The organism is Planococcus ruber (assembly GCF_022819085.1).
Classification (GTDB): Bacteria; Bacillota; Bacilli; order Bacillales_A; family Planococcaceae; genus Planococcus; species Planococcus ruber.
Genome location: NZ_JALHAG010000012.1, coordinates 191,814 through 213,723 on the forward strand (window position 1 = coordinate 191,814; position 21,910 = coordinate 213,723).

Annotated in this window: 21 protein-coding genes and 2 riboswitches; of the genes, 16 read left to right on the forward strand and 5 right to left on the reverse strand. The window is 46.8% G+C overall.

Going from position 1 to position 21,910, the window contains the following annotated elements; translation table 11 throughout:
- Positions 1-143 precede the first annotated feature (143 nt).
- Entirely contained in the window at positions 144-1,247 is a 1,104-nt protein-coding gene (locus tag MTR82_RS15730; protein WP_246809959.1) for a threonine synthase, read from the reverse strand.
- Positions 1,248-1,486: 239 nt separating this feature from the next.
- A riboswitch (cyclic di-GMP riboswitch) is annotated at positions 1,487-1,578 on the forward strand.
- A 46-nt stretch (positions 1,579-1,624) separates the two neighbouring features.
- Between MTR82_RS15730 and MTR82_RS15735 the strand changes: the two genes are divergently transcribed.
- From MTR82_RS15735 to MTR82_RS15755, 5 genes are all read left to right on the forward strand, one after another.
- Complete coding sequence (locus MTR82_RS15735; RefSeq protein ID WP_246809815.1) at positions 1,625-2,506, forward strand: amidase; 882 nt, start codon at positions 1,625-1,627, stop codon at positions 2,504-2,506.
- Positions 2,507-2,715: 209 nt separating this feature from the next.
- Positions 2,716-3,516, forward strand: coding sequence for an ABC transporter ATP-binding protein (locus MTR82_RS15740; protein WP_246809816.1), 801 nt, complete (start codon positions 2,716-2,718; stop codon positions 3,514-3,516).
- Positions 3,509-5,176 (forward strand): hypothetical protein, encoded by a 1,668-nt coding sequence (locus tag MTR82_RS15745; RefSeq protein WP_246809817.1) that lies wholly within the window; start codon positions 3,509-3,511, stop codon positions 5,174-5,176. The genes MTR82_RS15740 and MTR82_RS15745 overlap by 8 nt, the downstream gene beginning before the upstream one ends.
- Before the next feature lie 131 nt (positions 5,177-5,307).
- On the forward strand, positions 5,308-5,859 hold the full coding sequence (locus MTR82_RS15750) for a PadR family transcriptional regulator (protein WP_246809818.1): 552 nt from the start codon (positions 5,308-5,310) through the stop codon (positions 5,857-5,859).
- Between the two features lie 2 nt (positions 5,860-5,861).
- A complete protein-coding gene (locus MTR82_RS15755) occupies positions 5,862-6,359 on the forward strand; it encodes a DUF4188 domain-containing protein (RefSeq protein ID WP_246809819.1) in 498 nt (165 codons plus the stop codon).
- Between the two features lie 244 nt (positions 6,360-6,603).
- Here MTR82_RS15755 and MTR82_RS15760 read toward each other — a convergent pair whose 3' ends face one another.
- Entirely contained in the window at positions 6,604-8,136 is a 1,533-nt protein-coding gene (locus tag MTR82_RS15760) for a tetratricopeptide repeat protein (RefSeq protein WP_246809820.1), read from the reverse strand.
- A 342-nt stretch (positions 8,137-8,478) separates the two neighbouring features.
- On the opposite strand from MTR82_RS15760, the gene MTR82_RS15765 reads away from it, so the two are divergent.
- Positions 8,479-8,796 (forward strand): hypothetical protein, encoded by a 318-nt coding sequence (locus MTR82_RS15765; protein ID WP_246809821.1) that lies wholly within the window; start codon positions 8,479-8,481, stop codon positions 8,794-8,796.
- A 51-nt stretch (positions 8,797-8,847) separates the two neighbouring features.
- On the opposite strand, the gene MTR82_RS15770 is transcribed toward MTR82_RS15765, so the two are convergent.
- Positions 8,848-9,492, reverse strand: a complete 645-nt coding sequence (locus tag MTR82_RS15770; protein WP_246809822.1) for a peptidoglycan-binding domain-containing protein — start codon at positions 9,490-9,492, stop codon at positions 8,848-8,850.
- Positions 9,493-9,627: 135 nt separating this feature from the next.
- Between MTR82_RS15770 and MTR82_RS15775 the strand changes: the two genes are divergently transcribed.
- From MTR82_RS15775 to MTR82_RS15815, 9 genes are all read left to right on the forward strand, one after another.
- Positions 9,628-10,293 carry a GNAT family N-acetyltransferase gene (locus tag MTR82_RS15775; RefSeq protein WP_246809823.1) on the forward strand — a complete coding sequence of 222 codons (666 nt, stop codon included), beginning with the start codon at positions 9,628-9,630 and terminating at the stop codon, positions 10,291-10,293.
- Between the two features lie 277 nt (positions 10,294-10,570).
- Entirely contained in the window at positions 10,571-11,962 is a 1,392-nt protein-coding gene (locus MTR82_RS15780) for a YfcC family protein (RefSeq protein WP_246809824.1), read from the forward strand.
- A gap of 25 nt (positions 11,963-11,987) precedes the next feature.
- On the forward strand, positions 11,988-13,112 hold the full coding sequence (locus MTR82_RS15785; RefSeq protein ID WP_246809825.1) for a M20 family metallopeptidase: 1,125 nt from the start codon (positions 11,988-11,990) through the stop codon (positions 13,110-13,112).
- 182 nt (positions 13,113-13,294) lie between these two features.
- Positions 13,295-13,963, forward strand: a complete 669-nt coding sequence (locus MTR82_RS15790; protein ID WP_246809960.1) for a vWA domain-containing protein — start codon at positions 13,295-13,297, stop codon at positions 13,961-13,963.
- 90 nt (positions 13,964-14,053) lie between these two features.
- Entirely contained in the window at positions 14,054-14,563 is a 510-nt protein-coding gene (locus MTR82_RS15795; protein WP_246809826.1) for a YfiT family bacillithiol transferase, read from the forward strand.
- A 108-nt stretch (positions 14,564-14,671) separates the two neighbouring features.
- Entirely contained in the window at positions 14,672-15,658 is a 987-nt protein-coding gene (locus tag MTR82_RS15800) for a YhdH/YhfP family quinone oxidoreductase (protein WP_246809827.1), read from the forward strand.
- Positions 15,659-15,685: 27 nt separating this feature from the next.
- Positions 15,686-16,495, forward strand: coding sequence for a tryptophan-rich sensory protein (locus tag MTR82_RS15805; RefSeq protein WP_052652759.1), 810 nt, complete (start codon positions 15,686-15,688; stop codon positions 16,493-16,495).
- Between the two features lie 144 nt (positions 16,496-16,639).
- Positions 16,640-17,623, forward strand: a complete 984-nt coding sequence (locus MTR82_RS15810) for an aldo/keto reductase (RefSeq protein ID WP_052652757.1) — start codon at positions 16,640-16,642, stop codon at positions 17,621-17,623.
- Between the two features lie 163 nt (positions 17,624-17,786).
- A complete protein-coding gene (locus MTR82_RS15815; protein WP_246809828.1) occupies positions 17,787-18,923 on the forward strand; it encodes an NADH-dependent flavin oxidoreductase in 1,137 nt (378 codons plus the stop codon).
- Positions 18,924-18,983: 60 nt separating this feature from the next.
- Here the strand turns inward: MTR82_RS15815 and MTR82_RS15820 are convergent, their stop codons facing one another.
- Complete coding sequence (locus MTR82_RS15820) at positions 18,984-20,111, reverse strand: 5-methyltetrahydropteroyltriglutamate--homocysteine S-methyltransferase (RefSeq protein ID WP_246809829.1); 1,128 nt, start codon at positions 20,109-20,111, stop codon at positions 18,984-18,986.
- A gap of 116 nt (positions 20,112-20,227) precedes the next feature.
- Positions 20,228-20,328, reverse strand: a riboswitch (SAM riboswitch).
- A gap of 201 nt (positions 20,329-20,529) precedes the next feature.
- On the opposite strand from MTR82_RS15820, the gene MTR82_RS15825 reads away from it, so the two are divergent.
- Complete coding sequence (locus MTR82_RS15825; RefSeq protein WP_246809830.1) at positions 20,530-20,943, forward strand: Ltp family lipoprotein; 414 nt, start codon at positions 20,530-20,532, stop codon at positions 20,941-20,943.
- Positions 20,944-20,987: 44 nt separating this feature from the next.
- On the opposite strand, the gene MTR82_RS15830 is transcribed toward MTR82_RS15825, so the two are convergent.
- On the reverse strand, positions 20,988-21,863 hold the full coding sequence (locus tag MTR82_RS15830) for a YitT family protein (RefSeq protein WP_052652749.1): 876 nt from the start codon (positions 21,861-21,863) through the stop codon (positions 20,988-20,990).
- Between the last annotated feature and the right edge of the window lie 47 nt (positions 21,864-21,910).

The window sequence follows — 21,910 nt, forward strand, 5'->3', positions numbered from 1 at the left end:
ACCGAAGTATAGTATATCATTCCTTTCTGCTGCGGCTCTACAACAATCGTATTTTTGGCATGCAAAAATATAGCCGCCTTCGACTTTAATACGCTTGTTGCGTACAAAGTTGAAGGCGGCTGCTAAGGATTATTTGAAAGAAATTAGTTTGATTTAATTCCTGCTCCGCAAAGCGGAAGGACGATTTTCTCTTCAGCTGCTGATCTGTAGGCTAAATAGCCGGCATAATTTATGGCCGATGTCACTTCGACATAAAATCCTTTATCGGCCAAAAGCTGGCGGGCCGTTAAGATTTCTTCCTCACTGATTTCGATGAAGGTCCCGCCTGTGCCGCGCACCGCTTCGAGAATTTGCTTGGAGCGGGCAGGGGCTGCAATGGCGATTCCTTCTGCAAGCGTGCCTTTATTCGCCACAGCTTCCGCTTTCTGTTGTCCATTGCGGTAAGCCGTGGCAAGCGGCGCGCAGTTTTCGGCTTGGACGGCGATGATCTTCGGCATCCTCCCAATCAAGCGGTTAGCAAGCAATTCTTGAAAACCGTAGTAAGCGCCGAGCAGGAGCGTGCCGTTGCCGACCGGAACGATTAAAGCGTCCGGGGTTTCCGCGAGCTGCTCGTAAATTTCATAAGCATAGGTTTTCGTTCCTTCATAGAAGTACGGGTTGTATACATGGCTTGCGTAGAAGACATTTTCAGCTGCGACGGCTTGCTGGGCAGCGGCTGCGACATCTTCACGCGAACCATGGATTTCTTTGATTGCGGCGCCGTGTGCTTTGACTTGTGCGATTTTCTTCGGAGAAGTCGTATCGCTCAAGTAAATATCGCATGGAATGCCGCAGCGGGCTGCGTAAGCCGCAATCGCTGTCCCGGCATTTCCGCTGCTGTCGGCAATGACTTTGGCTGCTCCGAGTTCTTTGGCTTTTGCCATCAAAACCGCGGCGCCCCGGTCTTTGAAGGATAAGGTCGGCATCATGTAATCCACTTTTACGTATGTATTGGGCGCTTCAGCATCCAGCAGAATCAAAGGGCTCTGGCCTTCGCCCATTGTGACGGATTTCCAGGTATCCGATCCTTGTTCAAAAGGCATCGTTGCAACATAGCGCCAGAGTGAATTCGGATACTGGTCCCAAGAAGCGGGATCAACCTTCGGCGTTTCTCTGACGATATCCAAGACACCGCCGCATGTACATTTCCAAATCGTCGCCGTTACCTCATGCATTTTTCCGCATTCATTGCAGACAAACTGTTCTATCACTATCATTCCTTTCAAGATTTTTTCAACAAGGCCATTCGGTTGTGAAGATGTTTTGGCTTTCGACTTCATCTTGCTTTTCGCAAAGTCTCTTATATTTTCTATAAGTGTATCAAAAGAAAAGAAAGGTGATTAAAGAATCCATTTATTGTAATGATAAATATAAGGGACATCGCGAATTAATAGGACCATAGCCTTTAGATTTAGGGCATTTGGATACAGTAAAATGAGCAATAATCATCTGAAAAAGGCAAACTTATCCGAAAGGGAAGGACGCAAAGCCATGAGCCTAACCACTGGAATTCCAGTGAACGGTTGTCAGGCTGCCAGGCGCACATTCTGTGAGCCGCGGTTCACAGAATGGAGGAAAATAATCAATGTTCAAAAATATGGTGATCGTTGCGATGGCATTTTTTTCTTTAGCGGCTTTTTGCCTGCCGGGCCAAGCTCATGCAAATGAAATACCCGAGCCAGTCCATGCGACATGGCTATGGAATCCGTGGATGTTCGTAAGCGACGAAGCGGCAACATTAGCCTTCTTGGAAACTAAGCAAGTAAATAAAGTGTATGTTCAAATTGACCGGGACATTTCAAAAGAGCTCTATAGAAGTTTCATCAAAAAGGCGAAAGCTGCTGGAATTGATGTCTATGCACTGGACGGAGCTCCTGCATGGGCAGCGCCGAAAGGCTATATCAACCAAGATCGTTTCTTGGCTTGGGTGGCCGACTATCAAGCGGAGGCGCTGGAAGACAGCCGGTTCGCAGGTGTCCATCTGGACGTGGAACCGTATCTCTACAGCGGCTGGAATACGAACCAGGCAGCCACCGTTAAATCTTACCAGTCGCTGCTTCAAAGAGCCGCTAATCGCACAGCTGAATTAGGTCTCCCGTTGGAAGCCGACATGCCTTTCTGGTTTGACGAAATCACTTACAAAAACACTTACGGCAAAGGCTTGCTGGCAGATTGGGTCATTGCCAATACGGCCGGCGTAACCATCATGGCTTACCGTGATTCAGCGCCGATGATTATCGAAATCGTCAAAAGCGAAATGGCCACGGCGCAGCGCCTCGGCAAAAGCATCGTGGTAGGCGTTGAAACCGGAGAAACCGATGAAGGCAGCATCATCACTTTTGCGGAAGAAGGCGAAGCCTTTATGAATCAGGAGCTGGCGAAAGTAGCTGCTCATTTTGCCGAAAACCCTGCTTATAAAGGAAATGCGGTCCATCATGTGGGCAGCTGGATGACATTGCGTCCTTAATTGCATATATATTTTGAAAACCGTGTCCGTAATATCCATATTGCGAATGCGGTTTTTTTGTGCGCTTTCACGACACGAACGGAGATAGGGGTTCCCGTTTAACATTCTGCCTTCAATCGCGTTTTTATTTTCTATAATTCGAAACCAACTCCCAATTTAACCCAATTAAATGTTAGAATAAACACACAATTAATTTATGGGGTGTTTAAATGGGAAGAGAAAACAGCAATGTGTTATCGATCAAGAATTTAACGATGAGCTATGGCGGCAAAAACGTTTTGAATAACATCAACTTGGAAGTGAAGAAAGGCGAAATCATTGGATATATCGGGCCAAACGGGGCAGGGAAGAGCACGACTGTCAAGATTATGCTAGGGCTGATTGACGATTACCAGGGAGATGTTGTGATTTTCGGACATGATATTTCATCCGGCGATCCGTCGTATAAAAAGAAAATCGGCTACGTTCCGGAAAATGCGGAAGCTTACGACAATCTGACGGCAATGGAGTATTTGATCTTTACCGGAGAGCTTTATGGCATGGAACGAGATGTCGCAGAGCTGAAAGCGGAGCGGCTGCTCGAACAGTTCGAATTGCAGGATGCCCGCCATTCGAGGCTTTCTTCGTTTTCAAAAGGCATGAAGCAAAAAGTGCTGATCACCTCGAGCCTGCTTCACGATCCGGATTTGCTGTTTTGGGATGAGCCGCTCAGCGGACTCGATGCCAACAGCATGATGGTCATCCAGGAAATCTTGGCGCAGCTCGCAGCTCAAGGGAAAACGATCTTTTATTCCTCGCATATTATGGACTTGGTGGAGAAGATCAGCAACCGCATTGTTCTCTTAGTCAAAGGGGAAGTGGTGGCGGATGCGACGTTTGAAGAGCTGAAGGAAATGAGCGAGGAAGGTTCGCTTTCCGGGATTTTCAATCAATTAACGGGCTTTACGGAGCACCGCAGCAAAGCCCGCGATTTTGTATCGATTGTGCAAGGAGCCGATGTGGATGCGTGAATTCCAAACGTTGAAAGTGCTATCCACATTTAAAAGTATTTTCATCTGGCTCGGCGTAGACTATGGGGTGATGGAAAAAATCCTGCAAATCAAATTGACGATGGACGAACGTCGGGTACCGACGATTTTCAATGAAACCGGCAAGAAGAAAGAGGGCAATCAATTCCTGAAATCGCTTTGGGTTTACGGTTTATACGGATTGATCCTTATTCCGTTTTTATTGCTCGGGGAGAATTATATTTTCCAGCTGAGCCTCGCTTTTGGCATGATTCTATTCATTTTGATGACATCAATGATTTCCGACTTTTCAGCGGTCCTTCTGGATGTCCGCGATAAAAACATCATCCAGACGAAGCCGGTTTCGAGAAAGACAATGGCGGCGGCGAAAATCGTCCACATCATGATTTACATGGGGTTTGTTACGGTGGCTTTCACCGCCATTCCGTTTGTAGTGGGATTGGTGAAGCATGGTTTCCTATTTGCTGTGATTTTCCTGATTGAACTGGTATTGACCGTATTATTGGTCGTGGTCTTTACTTCCTTATTGTATTTGGTGATTTTGCGCTTTTTTGATGGCGATAAACTCAAAGACATCATCAATTACGTGCAGATCCTGCTGTCGGTCGGCGTGGTAGTGGGCTATCAAGTATTGATCCGAGCCTTTGATTTTGTGGATTTGAATTTGACGTACTCGTTTAGCTGGTGGCATGTTCTCATCCCGCCCATTTGGTACGGTGCCCCTTTTGAAGTGTTTTTAAATGGCAATTCCGCAAATTATTTGATCGCGTTTACGGTGCTTGCCGTACTAGTACCGGTGGTCGCCATCTGGCTCTATGCCAAGTTGATGCCTTCGTTTGAACGCAATTTGGAGAAATTGTTGAGCGATACGAAAAAACGGAAAAAGAAAAAGAATTGGGTGGATGAAATCGGAGCCAAGCTCTTATGCCGCTCGAAAGAAGAACGGATCTTCTTCCGTTTTGCTGCATCGATGATGAAGAAGGAACGGGAGTTTAAATTAAAAGTTTTTCCGGCGCTTGGCATGTCGCTGTTCTTTCCGTTTCTTTTCATCTTCACCTATCCGAGAGAAGGCGGTTTGGAAGAAATTTCGGGCGGAAGTATGTTCTTATTCGTCTATTTCTGCAACTTCATGATTCCGAGCCTTGTCTACATGCTTCGGTTTTCGGAAGGCTATAAAGGGGGCTGGCTATTCAGAGCAGCACCGATTGTAAAAACCTCTCGTGCTTATAGCGGGGCAATAAAAGCCTTTTTTGTGAAGTTGTATTTGCCGGTTTTTCTGGTAGTTTCTATTCTTTTTATCTGGATTTTTTCGGCGCGAATTTTACCGGATCTTGCAGCCGTCATGCTTGGCGGCCTCTTGCAAACTTTGATTACGCATAAAGTGGTGACAGAAGACGAATTTCCGTTTTCTGCATCATTCGAGTTTGCCCAGGAAGCCGGGACGGGAAAAATGCTCGTTCTCACACTGATGACTTTCGGTTTTGTACTGGCCCACTTTATCGCCATGGCAACTACGTGGGGAATTTACGTATACCTGGTTATTTTATTGGCAGCGCTTTGGATTCTTTGGAAGCGGGTGTTTCCAGAGAATAAAATACGAAGCCATGAGAGCGCGGAGCTTTCATTGGATCAGCAAGAATAAAGAAGTGGAGAAAGAACACATCGATAAAGGTGTGTTCTTTTTTATTTTTTATCAAAAAAGACTTTCAATTCTGTCAATTAAGAGTTATTATATATCTAATAGATATATATCTTTTAGATAGGGTGAATGAGTTGAAGAATTATAATCATACGACGTACGCAATTCTTGGGTTATTAACGACGGATTGCAGGTCTGGCTATGCCATCAAGCAAATGATTGACCGAAGCCTGAACCATTTTTGGAAAATCAGCTATGGCCAAATTTATCCGACGTTGAAGCTGATTGTAGACGAAGGCCTGGCAACCGTTAGTGCATCGTTCGAAGATTCGAAGCAAGGCAAAAATGAATACGAGCTGACGCCTAAAGGAAAAGAAGTGCTGAAAACTTGGCTCGAAGAACCGATAGAGCAAATTCCGGTGGAGCGGAATGAAATTTTGCTGAAGCTTTTTTTCGGCAGCCACCAGTCGAAAGAAACAACCACTGATCAGTTGGAGGAATACAAGGCAAAGCTGGAAACCCGCTACGCGGCGTATACCGGAATTGAAGAGATGCTGCAAAATAATTATGGGGAAGGAGAGGACACGAAGTATTGGCTTTTCACCTTGGATTACGGAAAGCGAACGACAAAAGCGGCAATCGAATGGTGCACCGTGACGCTTGAAGCGATTTCGAAGGAGGAATAGAAATGGGCAAAGAAGTTTTCCCCGGACGTTTCACGACCGAAAACAATGAAAACATCGTCGTCTTTCTAATTGGCATGCGGATCAACAAGCGCCGCGCAATGACTAAATGGCTCCCGGTTTTTAACGCCATGCCCGGGATGATCAAAGAGCTCTATACCCATAAGGAAGAGCTTGGGTTCATCTCAATGGAAAATTATTTCGGCCTAAGAAGCACCGTCATGATCCAATACTGGCGCTCGACTGAAGACCTCATGGCGTATGCTAAAAACGACAAACACTTGGCTGCATGGAAAAACTTCAACAAAAAAATCGGCAATAACGACGCGGTCGGTATTTATCACGAAACTTATGAAGTGCCGGCAGGAAATTACGAATCCCTTTATGGGAATATGCCGCTCTACGGATTAGGAAAAGCATTAAACCACATTCCGATCACGGCAGCACGCGGTTCAGCGCGAAAGCGGTTTGACAGTGGGAAATTGAAGCAGGCGGATGTTTAATAGAAAAGCCAATCTATAAAAAAGCTTGCCTTCAAAGAGACAAGCTTTTTCCAGGTTGTCGAGAAACTAGTTGGATGAGCGCATCGACTTCTTAAATTCGCACTGCAGTGCTATGGACTTGCCCAAGATATAGAGCAAAATACGGAGAGGATGTTTCTTGAATAAAACCTTTTTCATTTCTATTTTTTTCAGAACACTTAAAAAAGCTTCCGCACACACAAATGCGGAAGCTTTTGTTTATAAATCAACTAGCTGCTGGAAACTCGTTCTCCATTTTCTCCGTTACTTCCTCTAAAATGGTCTCATTGTAAATCAGTTCTTCGTCCAAAAGAATTTCATAGCCTTCCTGCAGGGAAGGGGAGTTGATCAATCCGTAAGCTTCTAAGTATGCCTCCAGCTCGTAAGCGTATGAGTCGTCAATGGCTTCTTCATCCGCTTGCTCAATCAATTCCAACGATTTCTTAGGATCGATGAGTACATAAAATTCGGCAAGTGTCATCAAATCGTCCGTCCGGTATTGCGGGCCGCTTGTTTCCAACCGTTTTTCCATAAAGGCAATCGCTTCATCCAGTTGGTCCTGCATGAGGTAAAGGTCTGTCTGCATCCAAGCGAGCCGAGCCAGCTCTTCGTCAGAAGCTTCTGCAGACAGCTCATCAATCAGCCTTTGTGCTTCTTTATAGTTTTTATTTTCCAGCGCTTTGTAGGCTGCGTCGTATGCTTCAGACTTTGCTTTGCTTTCTGCGATCAGATCATCCAGAAACGTTTTTTGGAAGTCAGCGAGCTTCATCTCCGTTGTTTCTTCCAACATTTTATAAAATTCGCTTGGCATTTTCGCTGCGAGGAACGATTGCAATTGGTCTTCGCCATACGCATGGGCAAGCGATTCGACCGCGAGTAAACTTTGGACGTAAGGGTCGAAGTCGCGGGTGTACGTATCGTGGAAAGTGAAGTTGTGGTCCATGAGATGAAAATCAATGGCTTCCACTTCCTCTATTTCATACCAGTCGCTGCTTTCGCCTGCCAAGTATTCAGCGGTTCCTTCTTCAAACCAAGCCGGCAGACGTGTTTCCGACAAGCCTTGTTCTGTGGAGAACAGATGGCTTTGATGATGGGTGTATTCATGAAGCAGCGTCACGTCCCATGAATACTCGTCCGGAACGAGATGAATTTCCTGCGTGTAGTAATCATAATAGCCCAGCGCGTCTTCAATGCCGGAGGCTTCAGACAATGTGTCGAAATCATCATGGAAGACAATCGTCAGCTCGCCTTTGCTTTCATTGCCGAAAAACGCATCAATCCGCTCTTTTTCCTGGCTGAGGAGTGCATCGACTTTATCGATTTCATCTTTTGTGGCAGTCGTATACGAATATGCAATGCCGTTTTTCTCGATTGTGCCGACGACGTTTTGGGAGGAAGCGCTGTTAAAAAACGATAAAGCCAGGGTTTGTGTTTTTTCTGCCGCTGTAAAATCTTTCGTCAAATCTTTCGCTTCGATCAAGGTATTGGCGAGTGCAAACAGGCCAACCGCTGAACTGAAGTAGACCGTCAAAATCAGCAGGCTGGCAACTTCCATCCGGTTAGCCAAACGCAGCTTGGCGAGCTGGCCGGTGTGGAGGCCATAGAGGCTCAGGGCTACTACCGCTAAACAAAAAATGAGCAGCACCAAAGCAAGGAATAGTCCGAGGATCAACCCTTGGCTAAAGATGAGCCAATAACTGCCGATGCTGATGCCGGTGAATAAAATCAGTAAAACGGATGCTTTTGCCAGAAACTTCATGTTGTTCTCTACTTTCTATAGGAAATTCAAACTGAATAGATACCGGATGATAGGAAAAGAATGCTCACGGAACAGCGATCTAACTTTATCCATAGCATGGATAAATATGAATATTCTTCTATTAAGTTTTCTATAGATTAACATTTATATGTGATGGAATATATCACTTTTTTATAAGCATTTAGACCTTATTTACCGCGAAAGACCGCTATAAAAACGAAGAATTGCTTTCGATTTGTTTACAAACGTTTTAGGGATTGCTATAGTGGGCACTAATAGATTCTTACAGAAAATTGGAAAAACTGATTTTGAATGGGACTGCAAATGAAAGGAGTTTTTCTTATGGAAAATGCTATCGGCATTGCTTTTATCCTGCTGCCTATTGTCATCGTCGGGGCCATCGCGCTCTTTGTGATTCAAAGCCTCAAAGCAAAGCAAAAGAAGGGGACACTCGATAACAAAAAAACAGCAGAAGCTCAAACCTGGCTTAACAGCTTGATTCCGCTCGGCCTGGTTTTTGGAAGCACTGGCGGTGTACTTTTCAGTCTCTTTTCCCCCGTATTCATGGGGACAGCCATTTCGCTAGGTGCGGCACTTGGTTTATTGGGCGGCTATTTCGCCTACGATCATTACAGCAAAACGAAAGAAACGCCTTCTTGAATAAAACAGGAAAAAGCCCGTCCGATTTTGCCGGACGGGCTTGATTTAATGTTACCGATATTCTGCGTATAGCGCTGCCCATGTATAGGTGCCGACTACGCCATCGACTTTCAAACCTTTAGCGGCTTGATACTTTAAAACGTTTTGTTTGGTCTTTGGACCGAAGATGCCATCAACCGTGGTGGGCAGTCCATATTCATTCAGAGTCCATTGAAGCAGTTGGACTTCAATGCGTTTGCTTCCTTCACGCAGGATAAACTGATGCTCCGGCGCAATGTCCATTAAGTTCCGGAGTTTCGCCGGCAGTTCACCGTCCGGCTCTGCAGGTTTCTCGTGTTCCGCATAAAGTGCGGCCCATGTATACATGCCGACAATGCCATCGGCTTTCAAGCCTTTTTCCGCTTGGTATTTCCGGACATTCGCCAAAGTTTTATTGCCGAAAATGCCATCAACCTCTGTTTTTAATCCGTAATGATTCAAAGTCCATTGGAGGAGTTTCACTTCAATCCGTTTGCTTCCTTTACGCAGGGTAAACTGATGCTCCGGGGCAATTTTCATGAGATTTGCCAAGTTGGCTGGCAGCTTGTTTTCCTGGACAGCAGTGGTGTGGCTGGTTGCTTCCGCTGGTTGAATAGCTATGGGAGATGCGGCCAATAATCCGAATGCCAGCAACGCGGGAATCCATTTTTTCTTCACGGTTGATTCCTCCTGGATTTTATTTAGTTATCTGTATACCCGGATCATTCAGAATCGAAACGATGAGTGATTGCTTTAATTTACTTATTTTTTATTTCCTTCATAATGAAAACAAACGTTTCTGGAGGAAGAGCCATGTACGAAAAAAAGCAATACGTTTTTGAAGATGAAAAGCCTGTAGCAGCAGTGGTCCGCAATTACAGCCGGACTGATTTTCCCGAATTGATCGCAATCCAGCAGGAAAGTTTTCCGCCGCCGTTTCCGTCGGAGCTCTGGTGGAGTGAGGAGCAACTGGCGAATCACGTGGCATTGTATCCGGAAGGGGCCATCTGCGTGGAAATCGATGGGGAACTTGCCGGATCGATTACGGCGCTGCTGACGGATTTTGATCCGGCGCACCCTGAACATACGTGGGAAGAAGCGACGGACAACGGTTTTATCCGTAACCATAAGCCGGACGGCAAGACGCTTTATGTCGTCGATATTTGCATTCGCCCAAAATTCCGTTCGCTGAAGCTAGGCCATCTGTTGATGCAAGCTTTATATGAACGCACTGTGCAGGACGGGTTGGAGCGCGTGCTTGGAGGCGGCAGGATGCCGGGCTACCGCCGCTACGCCGATAAACTTACGGCCGAACAATACGCAAAAAGCGTAATCGAAGGGAAATTGAAAGACCCGGTCATTTCGTTTTTGCTTCGCTGCGGAAGGACGCCGGTGACAGTCGTCACGAATTATTTGGAAGATGATGAATCTAGAGGGTATGCATTGTTGATGGAGTGGAAGAATCCTTTTTGGGAATAAGTATTGTAGAAGAAATGCATTTCCTCGAGTCACTCCATCTGACAAAAAGATTGGACAGTTTTCTGTCCAATCTTTTTTTTGCACTTGCCAAAGCTGAGCAGAATGCTTATCTTGAATTATTAGAAAAATCCGCAAATATGTTTGACATGGTAAATATGGATTGTTAAAATTATTATTGGAAAATAATGAAAATAAAAAGAAATCGGTATATGGGATTACAGGCGAGGAAAGTCAATCTTTCTTCTCGAAAGTATTGATTTCAAAAGGAGAAGGAGATATGGAAAAAGTGAAGAAAAGGCGTTTTGAAATGCCGGATGCGTTTGTCATCATCTTTGCAATTTTATTGCTGGCGGTTCTTTTGACTTACATTGTACCTGCTGGAGAATTTCAGCGGGAAGAAGTGGATGGCCGCAATATTGTAATAGAAGGAACTTATGAACGCATCGAGAACGATCCAACGACGCTGCTGTCGATTTTCACTTCGATTCAGCAAGGCTTGGTCGATTCGGCACCGATTATTTTCATGGTGTTGATCATTGGCGGTGCGGTCGGGGTTATTGATCATACCGGTGCCATCAATTCGGGCGTCAACGCATTGATTGGCCGCGCGAAAAACCAGAAATACGTGCTGGTTGCTGCGTTTATCATGATTTTCGCTATGATGGATTTTGTCGGCATTAGCGGAAATGCCATTATTGCTTTTATTCCGATTGGGATTATTTTAGCCAGGGCACTGAAACTGGATCCGATCATCGGTGTCGCGATGGTGTATCTCGGGCAGTACGTCGGCGTTGCAACGGGGACGTTCGATCCGGTCATCACGGGGCTTGCTCAATCGATTGCGGAATTGCCGCTGTTTTCTGGCTGGCACTTGCGGCTGACAGCCTTCTTTATTTTGTTGGTTATTACAATGACGTACATATTGCTTTATGTAAAACGCATCAGCAAAGATCCGTCTAAGAGCATCATCAAGTTTTCGGAGACGGATGGAACAGATCAACCAAAAGTGGAAGAATTCGGGCCGTTTACCGGCCGCCACAAATTGGTGCTTCTCACATCATTATTATTTATGGCATTTTTCATTTACGGTGTGTTCCAGTTTGAATGGAGTACGAACGAATTGGCCGGAATTTTCATCATGATGTCGATTGCGGCAGCGATTGTCGGGCGCCTCAGAATGAACGAATACGTACAAGTCTTCATCAAAGGGGCTCAAGGAATTGTCTACGGAGCGCTCGTTATTGGACTGGCACGAGCGGTCGTAATTGTCCTCGAGAACGGCAAAGTGCTTGATACGATCGTCAATACAGCCTTTATCCCGATGGCGGAGCTTCCGCTGTTTCTCGCAGCAATCGCCATGTTCATCTTCAATTTGCTGTTCAATCTGATCATCACATCGGGCACGGGCCAAGCTGCGATCGTCATGCCGTTCATGGTGCCGCTTGCAGATATGCTGGATATTACACGGCAGACAGCCGTCCTTGCCTTTAAACTTGGTGACGGTACGACAAATATCATTGCGCCGACTTCCGGAATTTTGATGGCGGTTCTCGCTGTCGGGAAAATTCCATATTCAAAATGGTTTAAGTTTGTCTTGCCGCTTATGCTGCTGTGGACAGTTGTCGGCATTGCTATGGTCGGCATTGCCGTCCTTACCGGCTATCAATAAATCGAAAAAGAAAGAAGGGCTACCGATGGATTCAGTGTTGAGGTATATGGAAGAACACCAAAAAGAAATATTGGAAGACATCCGTTATTTGGTGGAAAGCGATTCGCCTTCACTTGATAAGGAAACAACTGACCGCTGCGGAATGCGCATCCAGGAATTGCTGGAACGCCATATCGGCAAACAGGCAGAAGTGATTCCGGAAAAAGAATACGGGAATCACTACAAGCTGGAAGTTGGTGAAGGGGAAGAATCGGTCCTTATCCTCTCCCATTTTGACACAGTGTGGGACCCGGGCGAGCTGCCATACCGGTTGGAAGGGGATACCGCCTACGGACCAGGCATCCTCGACATGAAAGGCGGTTTGGTCCAAGGGATTTGGGCGTTGAAGGCGATCAAAGAACTTGGACTTCCGCTGCAGAAGAAAATCGTCTACTTGTTTACGAGCGAAGAAGAAATCGGCAGTCCGTCTTCAAGAGACGTCATCCGCCGTACAGCTGAAGGATGCAGCGCAGCTCTTGTAACCGAGCCCCCTGTCGTCGGAACCGGTGCGCTGAAAACTGCGCGCAAAGGATCTGCCCGCTACACAATCCGCTTTACCGGAAAATCCGCCCATGCAGGAAACAGCCATCACGAAGGCGCCAATGCACTGCGTGCTGCGGCACGTGCGGTCGAGTATTTGGAGTCGCAGACGGATTACGAAAAAGGCACGACCATCAATATCGGATTGGTCAAAGGCGGCGGCAAACTGAATGTCGTGCCGGACAGCGCAGAAATCGGTGTGGACGTTCGGGCCACTTCGACCAGCGAACAGGAGCGAATTGAGAAGCTGATCCGCGGGTTGAAGCCGTTTTTAGAAGGTACGGAACTTGCGGTAGAAGGGGACATTTCACGCCCGCCGATGGAACGTACCGAACAAACTGCCCGGCTTGTTGAAATGGCGAAGGCAGCCGGAGCTGAACTTGGCTTGGAGCTTGATGAGGCATCGGTCGGCGGGGCGAGTGACGGCAATATCACCGCGGCTATGGGCATTCCGACAATTGACGGTTTAGGTGCGCTAGGTGTCGGAATCCATGCACGCAACGAACAAATCGTCATTTCGGAACTGCCGAAGCGGGCGGCCCTTATCGCAAAATTGTTAGTGAAAATGTAGAAAGATTTGCCAGGCACAGTGGAACTATTTTCCGCTGTGCTTTTTCTTTTTACATTTTTAGGAGAAGCTGTCCTTTCGTTTGGGAACTCGGTATACTTGAACCAAGAACAGTACAGGAGGCGGATGCGTTGGGTTTATTTGATAAATTAGGCCTTTTCAAAAAGCCGGAGAAAGAAGAGAAAATCAGCGGAATCGATCTAAAGAAAAAATCGGCAACGATTGTGCTTGAAAAGAAAAAGCTGACCGGAGTCAAAGCAAGAGTCGGTGTGGTCCTCGACATTTCCGGGTCCATGAGAAGATTGTACAAAGAAGGCGTTGTGCAGGAAGTGGTCGAGCGGGTGCTCGCAGTCGCGAGCCAGTTCGATGACGACGGTGAGTTGGATGTCTGGGTGTACGACAACGAATTTTCCCGGTTGCCGGCAGCGACTGAAGCCACTTTCATGGGCTACGTGGAAAAGAACATCCTGTCGAATAGCGGCGTCCATAAATTTGGCCGCAACGATGAGCCGAAAGTGATGGAAGATGTGATCCGCAAGTATACGAAGCAGGATCCGAGCGATGAGCCGGTGTTTCTGGTGTTCATCAATGACGGCGGATGCAAATCCGGCATCAAGAAATTCATCGTGGAGTCCTCGGACAAGCCGATTTTCTGGCAGTTTGTCGGCATTGGCGATTCGAATTTCGATGTTTTGCGGCGGCTGGACACGATGGGCGGCCGGGTCGTCGACAATGCGAACTTCTTCCATGTGGACGATATCAGCCAAGTGTCGGACGAGGAATTATACAATCAGCTGCTGAACGAATTTCCGATGTGGCTGAAAGAAGCGAAAGACAAAGGGATTTTAAAGTAAAGCATTCGGTTTACAAAAGCCCGCCCCGTTGATATATTGAGCGTGAACCGAACGATTTTCAAATACGCATAAGGGAAAGAGGTTGGACAAATGGATGTGAAATTTCCGATTGGAAAATTAGAAGTTCCTGAACATGTGAAAGCGGAAGATCTGAATGGATGGTTCGAAAAAATCGAAAGCTATACCACGCGCCTTCGCGAAACGGTAGATTCGTTAACTGATGAGCAGCTGGGCAAAAGGTACAGAGAAGGCAGTTGGACAATCCGCCAACTCGTGCACCATATTGCGGATTCCCAGCTGAATATGTATCAGCGCCTGCGACTCGCATTGACGGACGACAATCCGGCCGTTCCGGCTTTTGACCAGGAAAAATGGGCGGAGCTTCCCGACAATGAATTGCCGGTGGAAAGTTCAATTCGAATGCTCGAGGGGCTGAACGAACGGATCGTGGCACTTGGGAAGCACGTGACGGAAGATCAATTGAAGCGCGTTTTCACTCAAGAAACTAATGGTGAGATCAGTGTCGCGACCAAACTTGCAAAGCTGTGCTGGCATGAAGAGCATCATTTGGCACATATTAAAATAGCGTTGGAAAACTGAATGGGACGGAGAAGCACACCTGTAAAAAAGCAGGTGTGCTTTTTATCTTCTCTATCGTGTTTTGCCGCCAAGCCTATTAGGGAAGAGAGAAGGAAGGAGGGATTACGAATGAATTCTTTTAAAGCGATTGTGGTGAACGAAAAGGAAGGCGAACTGGCTTACGGAGTGGAGCAAATTGGGGAAGGCCAATTGTCGAAAGGCGAAGTCTTCATCAAAGTGGCGTATTCTTCGATCAATTATAAAGACATGCTGGCGGTGCAGAAAAACGGCGGCGTGATCCGGAACTATCCGATGATTCCGGGAATCGATTTGAGCGGCACGGTGGTGCGTTCGGAAGATTCCCGTTTTACAGAAGGGCAGGAAGTGATCGTTACCGGTTTTGAAATGGGGATGAGCCATACCGGTGGATTCGCTGAGTATGCGCGGATTCCAGCCGATTGGGTGGTGCCGTTGCCGGAGCAGTTAAGCTTACGGGATGCGATGGTTTTCGGGACAGCCGGATTCACAGCGGCCCTGTCGATATTGGCGCTGGAGAAAGCGGGGATGGACCCGGCGAACAATCCGAAAGTTCTCGTGACCGGTTCAACTGGCGGCGTCGGAAGCATTGCCGTACAGATGCTCGCGAAAATCGGCTACGGGAACATTACGGCATTGGTCCGGAAAGACCATCAGGCAGAGGTGGCCAAATCACTCGGTGCCCATACTGTCATTTTCCCGGATGAGTTGGGCGAGCTGAAAAAGCCATTGAATAAACAAAAATTCGATTTTGTATTGGATACAGTCGGAGGCGATGTGACGTCTGTCTTGATTCCGCAAATTTCCTACGGCGGCAGCATCAGCACTTGCGGAATGGCTGCCGGCGTCGAACTGAAGACAACGGTCCTGCCGTTTATCCTAAGAGGAATCAATCTGCTCGGCATCGATTCCGTAAACGTGCCGATTGAAAAGCGCGCTCCGATTTGGGAAAAAATCGCAACGGATTGGAATATTGCCGGCACAACTTTGGTGGATGAAGTATCGCTTGAAGAAGTGCCCAAAACCATTGATGCCTTGAAAAACGGAGAGCATTTAGGCCGGACGATTGTAAACTGCTAATCATAAATAAGAAAGGATGGAGCTATTGTGACAGATCAAATGTTGAAAAAAACGCAATTGTTTGCAGTATTGAATCTGGTATTTTATTTTTTGACGCTCGGCGTAAATTATCTCGGTTCGTCCGGCTTCTTTAATGGACAGAGCCAAGGGGACATTTCCGACCAGTATTTGACCTTGATTTCCCCGGCGCCATTTACGTTTTCGATTTGGGGCGTTATTTATAGTCTGCTGTTCATTACGTTAGCGTATCTCTTCATCAAGCGGAAACAGCGGAACGTCAGCGAACTGATCTTGCTGATTTCGCCCTGGTTTATCTTGAGTTCCATTTTTAATATGGCGTGGATTGTGGCGTTTTCCTATGAACGCCTCGGCATCTCGACGCTGTTGATCATCGGTATGCTGTTTTCCTTGCTCGTCATCATCGGGAAGATCTATACGCACCGCTTTGAAGTGCCATCGACACTTGCAGGTCTTAGTTTTACCCTCTACTGTGCATGGGTGACGATTGCGACCGTCGTCAACACTTCACTGCTATTGGTGCAGCTGGAATGGAACGGCTTCGGCATTTCCTATTCGGTATGGACCTTGATCATTCTTGTGGTAGCAATCGCATTTGTCTTGATTTACATCTCCCGGTACAAAAATGCGGCTTATCCGCTGCCGTTGGCCTGGGCATTCTTCGGCATCTATGGCTCGTATAACAGCGGACGCGTCGATCCGGAGCTTTCAACGGCCATCCAAGGGCTTTTGATTGCAGGCATCGTGATTTTCCTGATCGCCGCCATTTATCGATTCATCAAGAACGGAAATTCCCTTTTCCTAAAACACGCGCGGTAAAAGCATATTGCGAATCAAACAGGCATAAGGTTCTTGTGCCTGTTTTGTTTATGGAAAGAAAGCCATTCGTTTATCTCCATTGGCAAAGGGTAAATAGGAATTGTGATTTCCTTTAAACCCATTTCCTAAAAGAGGTGTTCAATCATGAAAAACGAATTGACGATAAAGAACAAACTTGGACTCGGAACTGCGCCGCTCGGCAATATGTTCAGAGAAGTTCCGGAAGAGGAGGCGCTTGAGACGATCCGTTCTGCTTGGGACGCTGGCATCCGCTATTTTGATACAGCGCCGTTCTACGGGGCGGGACTTGCTGAAATGCGGCTCGGGGAAGTGTTGTCCACTTACAACCGCGATGAATTTATCTTGAGCTCGAAAGTCGGCCGAATCATCCTCGATGAAAAGGAAGAAAAAGAAGGGCTGTTTGAAGATGGCCGGCAAAATAAAATCAAGACGGATTACACCGAGGACGGCACGTTGAAATCGATCGAAGACAGCTTGAAGCGCTTGAAAACTGATCGCCTCGATATGGTTTTCGTCCACGATCTGTCTCCCGACTTTTTAGGGGACGAGTGGATTACAAAGTTTGACGAAGCGCGCCGCGGAGCTTTTAAAGTGCTGGATCGCCTTAGAGATGAAGGGGTCATTAAAGCATGGGGGCTCGGCGTCAATACGACAACGCCGATCGAAGTAGCGCTTGAACTGGAAGAAGCCCACCCGGATTTGAGTTTATCTGCGACCCAATATACGATCCTCCAGCATGAACGGGCGCTTGAACGTATGATGCCGCTCGCGCTTGAAAAAGAAGGCGGGCTGATCATTGGCGGTTCCTTCAACTCCGGTGCTTTGTTTGGCGGAGATTATTTTGACTACAAAGAAATCACGCCTGAACAGAAAAAGAAAGTCGAGCACTTTACAGAAGTCGCCAAAAACCACGGCGTAAATTTAAAAGATGCAGCGATCCAGTTCTCCACAGCACACCCAGCTGTGAAAGCTGTCGTAACGGGTTCTACACGGCCGGACCGTATCAAGGAAGACCTGCAGGCATTGAACGCGACGATTCCCGCTGCGTTCTGGGAAGAGCTGCTTGAAGCGAAGCTGATTTCTCCAAAAGCGGTCTTGCCAAAATAAACACTTCATGAAAAAAGGAGAAGGAATCCGAAATGGCATCTGTGCCTTTCGGGTTTCTTTTATGGTTGGAAAATCCGTTATTACGTAAGCTAGAATTCTTGTAGTCGAGAAGCGCCTATGCTAATTTGGATAAATGAGCCAAAAGAAAAGGGGAATACAATAGATGAAACCAGAATTCAATGCATTATTCGAAGAAATCACATTGCCGAACGGCGTCGTTTTGAATGACCGCTTAGGCGTTGCACCGATGACAACATACTCAGGAAATCCGGATGGCACCGTATCAGATGAAGAACTGCTTTACTATCGCCGCCGCTCGAATATCGGCAGCCTGTTCATCACTGCCTGCATCGCTGTTTCAGAGAACGGCATCGCGTTCCCTGGGCAATTCATTGCGTTCGAAGAAGAATTGATTATGCCTCGCTTAAAGCAATTGGCGGCTGAAATGAAAGCCAACGGCAATAAAGCCATCCTGCAAATGCAGCACGGCGGACGCCAAGGGCAGCCGGAATTGATCAAAGCCAATGAAACGGTCGCACCAAGTTCTGTAGGCGGGACGCCTGAAAAAGCGGCACCCCGCGAGTTGACGGCGGAAGAAATTACGGACATCATCCGTGACTTCGGCGAAACGACGCGCCGTGCAATCGAAGCCGGATTTGACGGCGTTGAAATTCACGGAGCGAATACGTATCTGCTCCAGCAATTTGTCTCGGAAGCAACCAATCGCCGGGAAGACGAGTGGGGCGGCAGCTTTGAGAACCGCTTGAAATTCCCGCTTGCTGTGCTGGCGGAAGTGAAACGCGTCGCAGCAGAATTCGGAAATGAAGAATTCATCATCGGCTACCGGTTGTCTCCGGAGGAATACAGCGATTTGGGTGTTGGCTATACGATTGAAGAAACAAAAGTCCTGACTGAGAAGTTAATCGAAGGCGGCATCCACTATTTGCACGTATCGTTGATGGATTATAAAAAACGTCCGCATAACGAAGCGATTGAAGGAACAATCGTTGAGATCCTGGCGAAGCAAATTGCAGGCCGCGTGGCGTTCGTCGTTGTCGGAAACATAAGAAAACCGGAAGACGCCGTTGCAGCACTTAAAGAAGGCGCGGATATTGTCGTGATGGGCCGCCAAGCATTGGTTGATCCGGAATGGACGGAAAAAGTGAAACAAGGAAAAGAAGACGAGATTTTCCACAGTGTTCCAAAAGAGCGCAAAGGCAAGCTCGATATCCCGGGACCGCTTTGGCAGTTGATGTCGATGTACAAAATGGTCGAAATCGAAGAAGAAGTGAACGTTTAATTTTTGATAACTTTCAAAACAAGAGGCAAGCGCCATTTTTTCAGCGCTTGCCTCTTTTATTTATTTTCCGAAAATCTCTTCAGATATTTCGACGATATAGCGAAGCTTGTCCCATTGCTGCTGTTCAGTGAGGATATTGCCGTGGTGGGTTGAGGCAAATCCACATTGCGGACTGATGCATAGCTGCTCAAGCGGGACATATTTGGCCGCTTCTGCTACACGTGCTTTAATGATTTCTTTGTCTTCGAGTTCGCCGTTTTTCGAAGTAAAGACACCAAGCACCACTTTTGGCCCGCCAGCGGGAATGTGTTTAAGCGGTTGGAAACTGCCGGAGCGGTCGTCATCGTATTCCAGAAAGAAGCCGTCCACTTGTTCTTTGGCGAATAGGGTCGGGGCGATCAGCGCGTAGCTTCCTTCAAATGCCCAGTCGGACTGGTAGTTGCCTCGGCACAGATGGGTCGTTACGGTAAGGTCTTCCGGTTTGCCTTCAAGGACGCCGTTTGCGACGCGAAGTGCAAGATCGATCAAGTATTCGCGGCTATACTGGCCGTCGTTGAACGGGATATCCGGAGACGATAAGCCGGCAATATAGACATCGTCAATTTGAATATAACGGGCGCCTAAATCATAGAACGTTTTAAAAGCATCGCGGTAAGCTTGGATCACGTCTGTCGCGTAGTCTTCAAGATCCGGATAGAGATTTTTGTCACGGATGCCTTCATTGAAGAATTGGTTCGGACTTGGAATTGTCAGTTTCGGGATTGCACGGCCGCCGACAATTTCTTTGAACTCGGTAAAGTCTTTGATAAAAGGGTGATTGTCGTTAAAGGAAATTTTGCCGATATTCCGCACATCATATGCTTCCGTTTCAACATTTTTGAATCGGTAGCCCGTTTCCGGCGTATAGCCTTCAAAACCGTTGATATGGGCCATGAAATCAGTGTGCCAGAATGTTCGGCGGAATTCGCCATCAGTCACAGCCTTTAAACCGACTTCAATTTGTTTGTCGACGATGCGTTTGATTTCAGTCGTTTCCACTTCCCGCAGCTGTTCCGCTGTGATAATGCCTTCTTTAAATTCTTTTCGTGCTTGGTGGATGCTGTCCGGACGGAGGAGGCTGCCGACGTGATCTGCTTTGAACGGAGCATTAACTAAAGTTTTCGGTGTTTCGGTAATTGGGTTTGTCATGTGGAATTCCTGCTTTCTGTTTTTAGTTTGGGTCAAGCTTGTTTTACAGGGCTCTCATGCAAATGAAAAAGAGCCCTCTTCAATAAAGAAGAAAGCTCCCGCCAGGAAATCTGTTCTTCTCATCTTCTAGGCTCTCGCCTATTGGAATTAGCACCTTGCCCGTGGGCGGTTGCTGAGACATCGTAGGGCCAAATCCCTCCGTCTCTCTTGATAAGAAATCGATTATTCAGTTTGTTGTGATTTGATGTTTATAACTATAGGCCAGTTCGGAAGGAAATGCAAGGATATTTGGAAAATTTATTTTTCTAAATGGATGAAGCGAACATCAGCAGAGCGTGAGGCGTCTAAAAATGCTGCCTGTAACCACCCGGTTATACTACAATAAGTGGAGAGAAAGAAGAAAAAGAGGGAATCGAAGATGGAGAAACAAACGGCATTCTTTAAAACAAAATGGAAGTATCTATTGGCTGTCGCCATTGCGTTTGCAGTCGGCGGAGGCATCGGGTTCTTACAATCCCCAGCCCATAGTTCTACAATCGAAAATCAAAAAAAGCAGGAAAAGCTCGAAGCGGCGACTAAAGATTTGGCAGCAGAAGTGGAAATGTTGGAAGCGGCGAACAGCGAGTCTAACGAAAGGATCAATAGATTGAAAGCGCAAATGAAAAAAATGGAGACACCTTCGCAGCAGCAGGCAGTCGCTCGCGCAAAGAATTTCTTGAAATACTCGCCTTTTTCAGAAAGTGGGTTGATTGACCAACTAGTGGTTGAAGGCTATGGCGAGGAAGATGCCGCATATGCAGTAGATTCCATAGAGATAAAAAATAGACGCTGAGCTCCCGGTTTTTAGGGAGTTTAGCGTCTTTTATGAGGAGAGGATTAATGGATATCCCGTTTTTTAAAGTTTCCGCCTCTGACTTCAGCGACGTCATAAACCGCTACGAATGCATTTTTGTCGATTTCGTAGATGATTTCTTTCATTTTGCTGTCTTCTAAACGGTTGATAATGCAAGTAATTTCTTTATACTGATCGTTTGTATAAGCACCTTTTACCAAGCTGTAAGTGGCATTTCGGCCAAGGCGGTCGTAAATCGTCTGCACAAGAAGATCGGGTTCTTGTGAAATGATTTTATACGTTTTCGAGCCGCTGAAGCCTTCTTCAACCAAGTGGATGACTTTGGAAGCGATAAAATAGGCGATTCCGGAAAGGAAAGCCCCTTGCAGTCCGAAAACGAACGAAACGACGATAAAGACAAATAAATTTAAGAATAAAATCATGTCACTCGTACCGAACGGCAGTTTGCGAGCAAGCAATACAGCGAGCATATCGATTCCGTCTAAAGCGCCGCCATTCCGCAAAGCAAGGCCCATTCCGAAACCGATGATGATTCCTCCGATAACTGTGACGAGCAGCGTATCGCCTTCGATGATGGTTGGAATGTGGTGCATGACGGTTGTCGCATAAGCTAAGGAAGCAATGCCGGTAATGGAGTAGATGGCAAAGCTTTTCCCGATCTGTTTATAGCCGAGATAGACGAACGGAATGTTGAGGACAGCGATCAGCAAGCCAAGCGGCAAACCGAATAATTGCGAGCCGACGATGCTGAGGCCTGTGACGCCGCCGTCTGAGACATTGTTTGGAATTAATACAGCTTCAAGTCCATAGGCTGTGATAAAGGCACCGATGATGATCGGCAATGCTTTTTTGATGATTCTTCCAATGCTCATTTTACGTTTTTGGGGTATTGCACTCATATACTATTCCTTCTTTCCCGCAATTTCTTTGATATTTTTTACTCTAA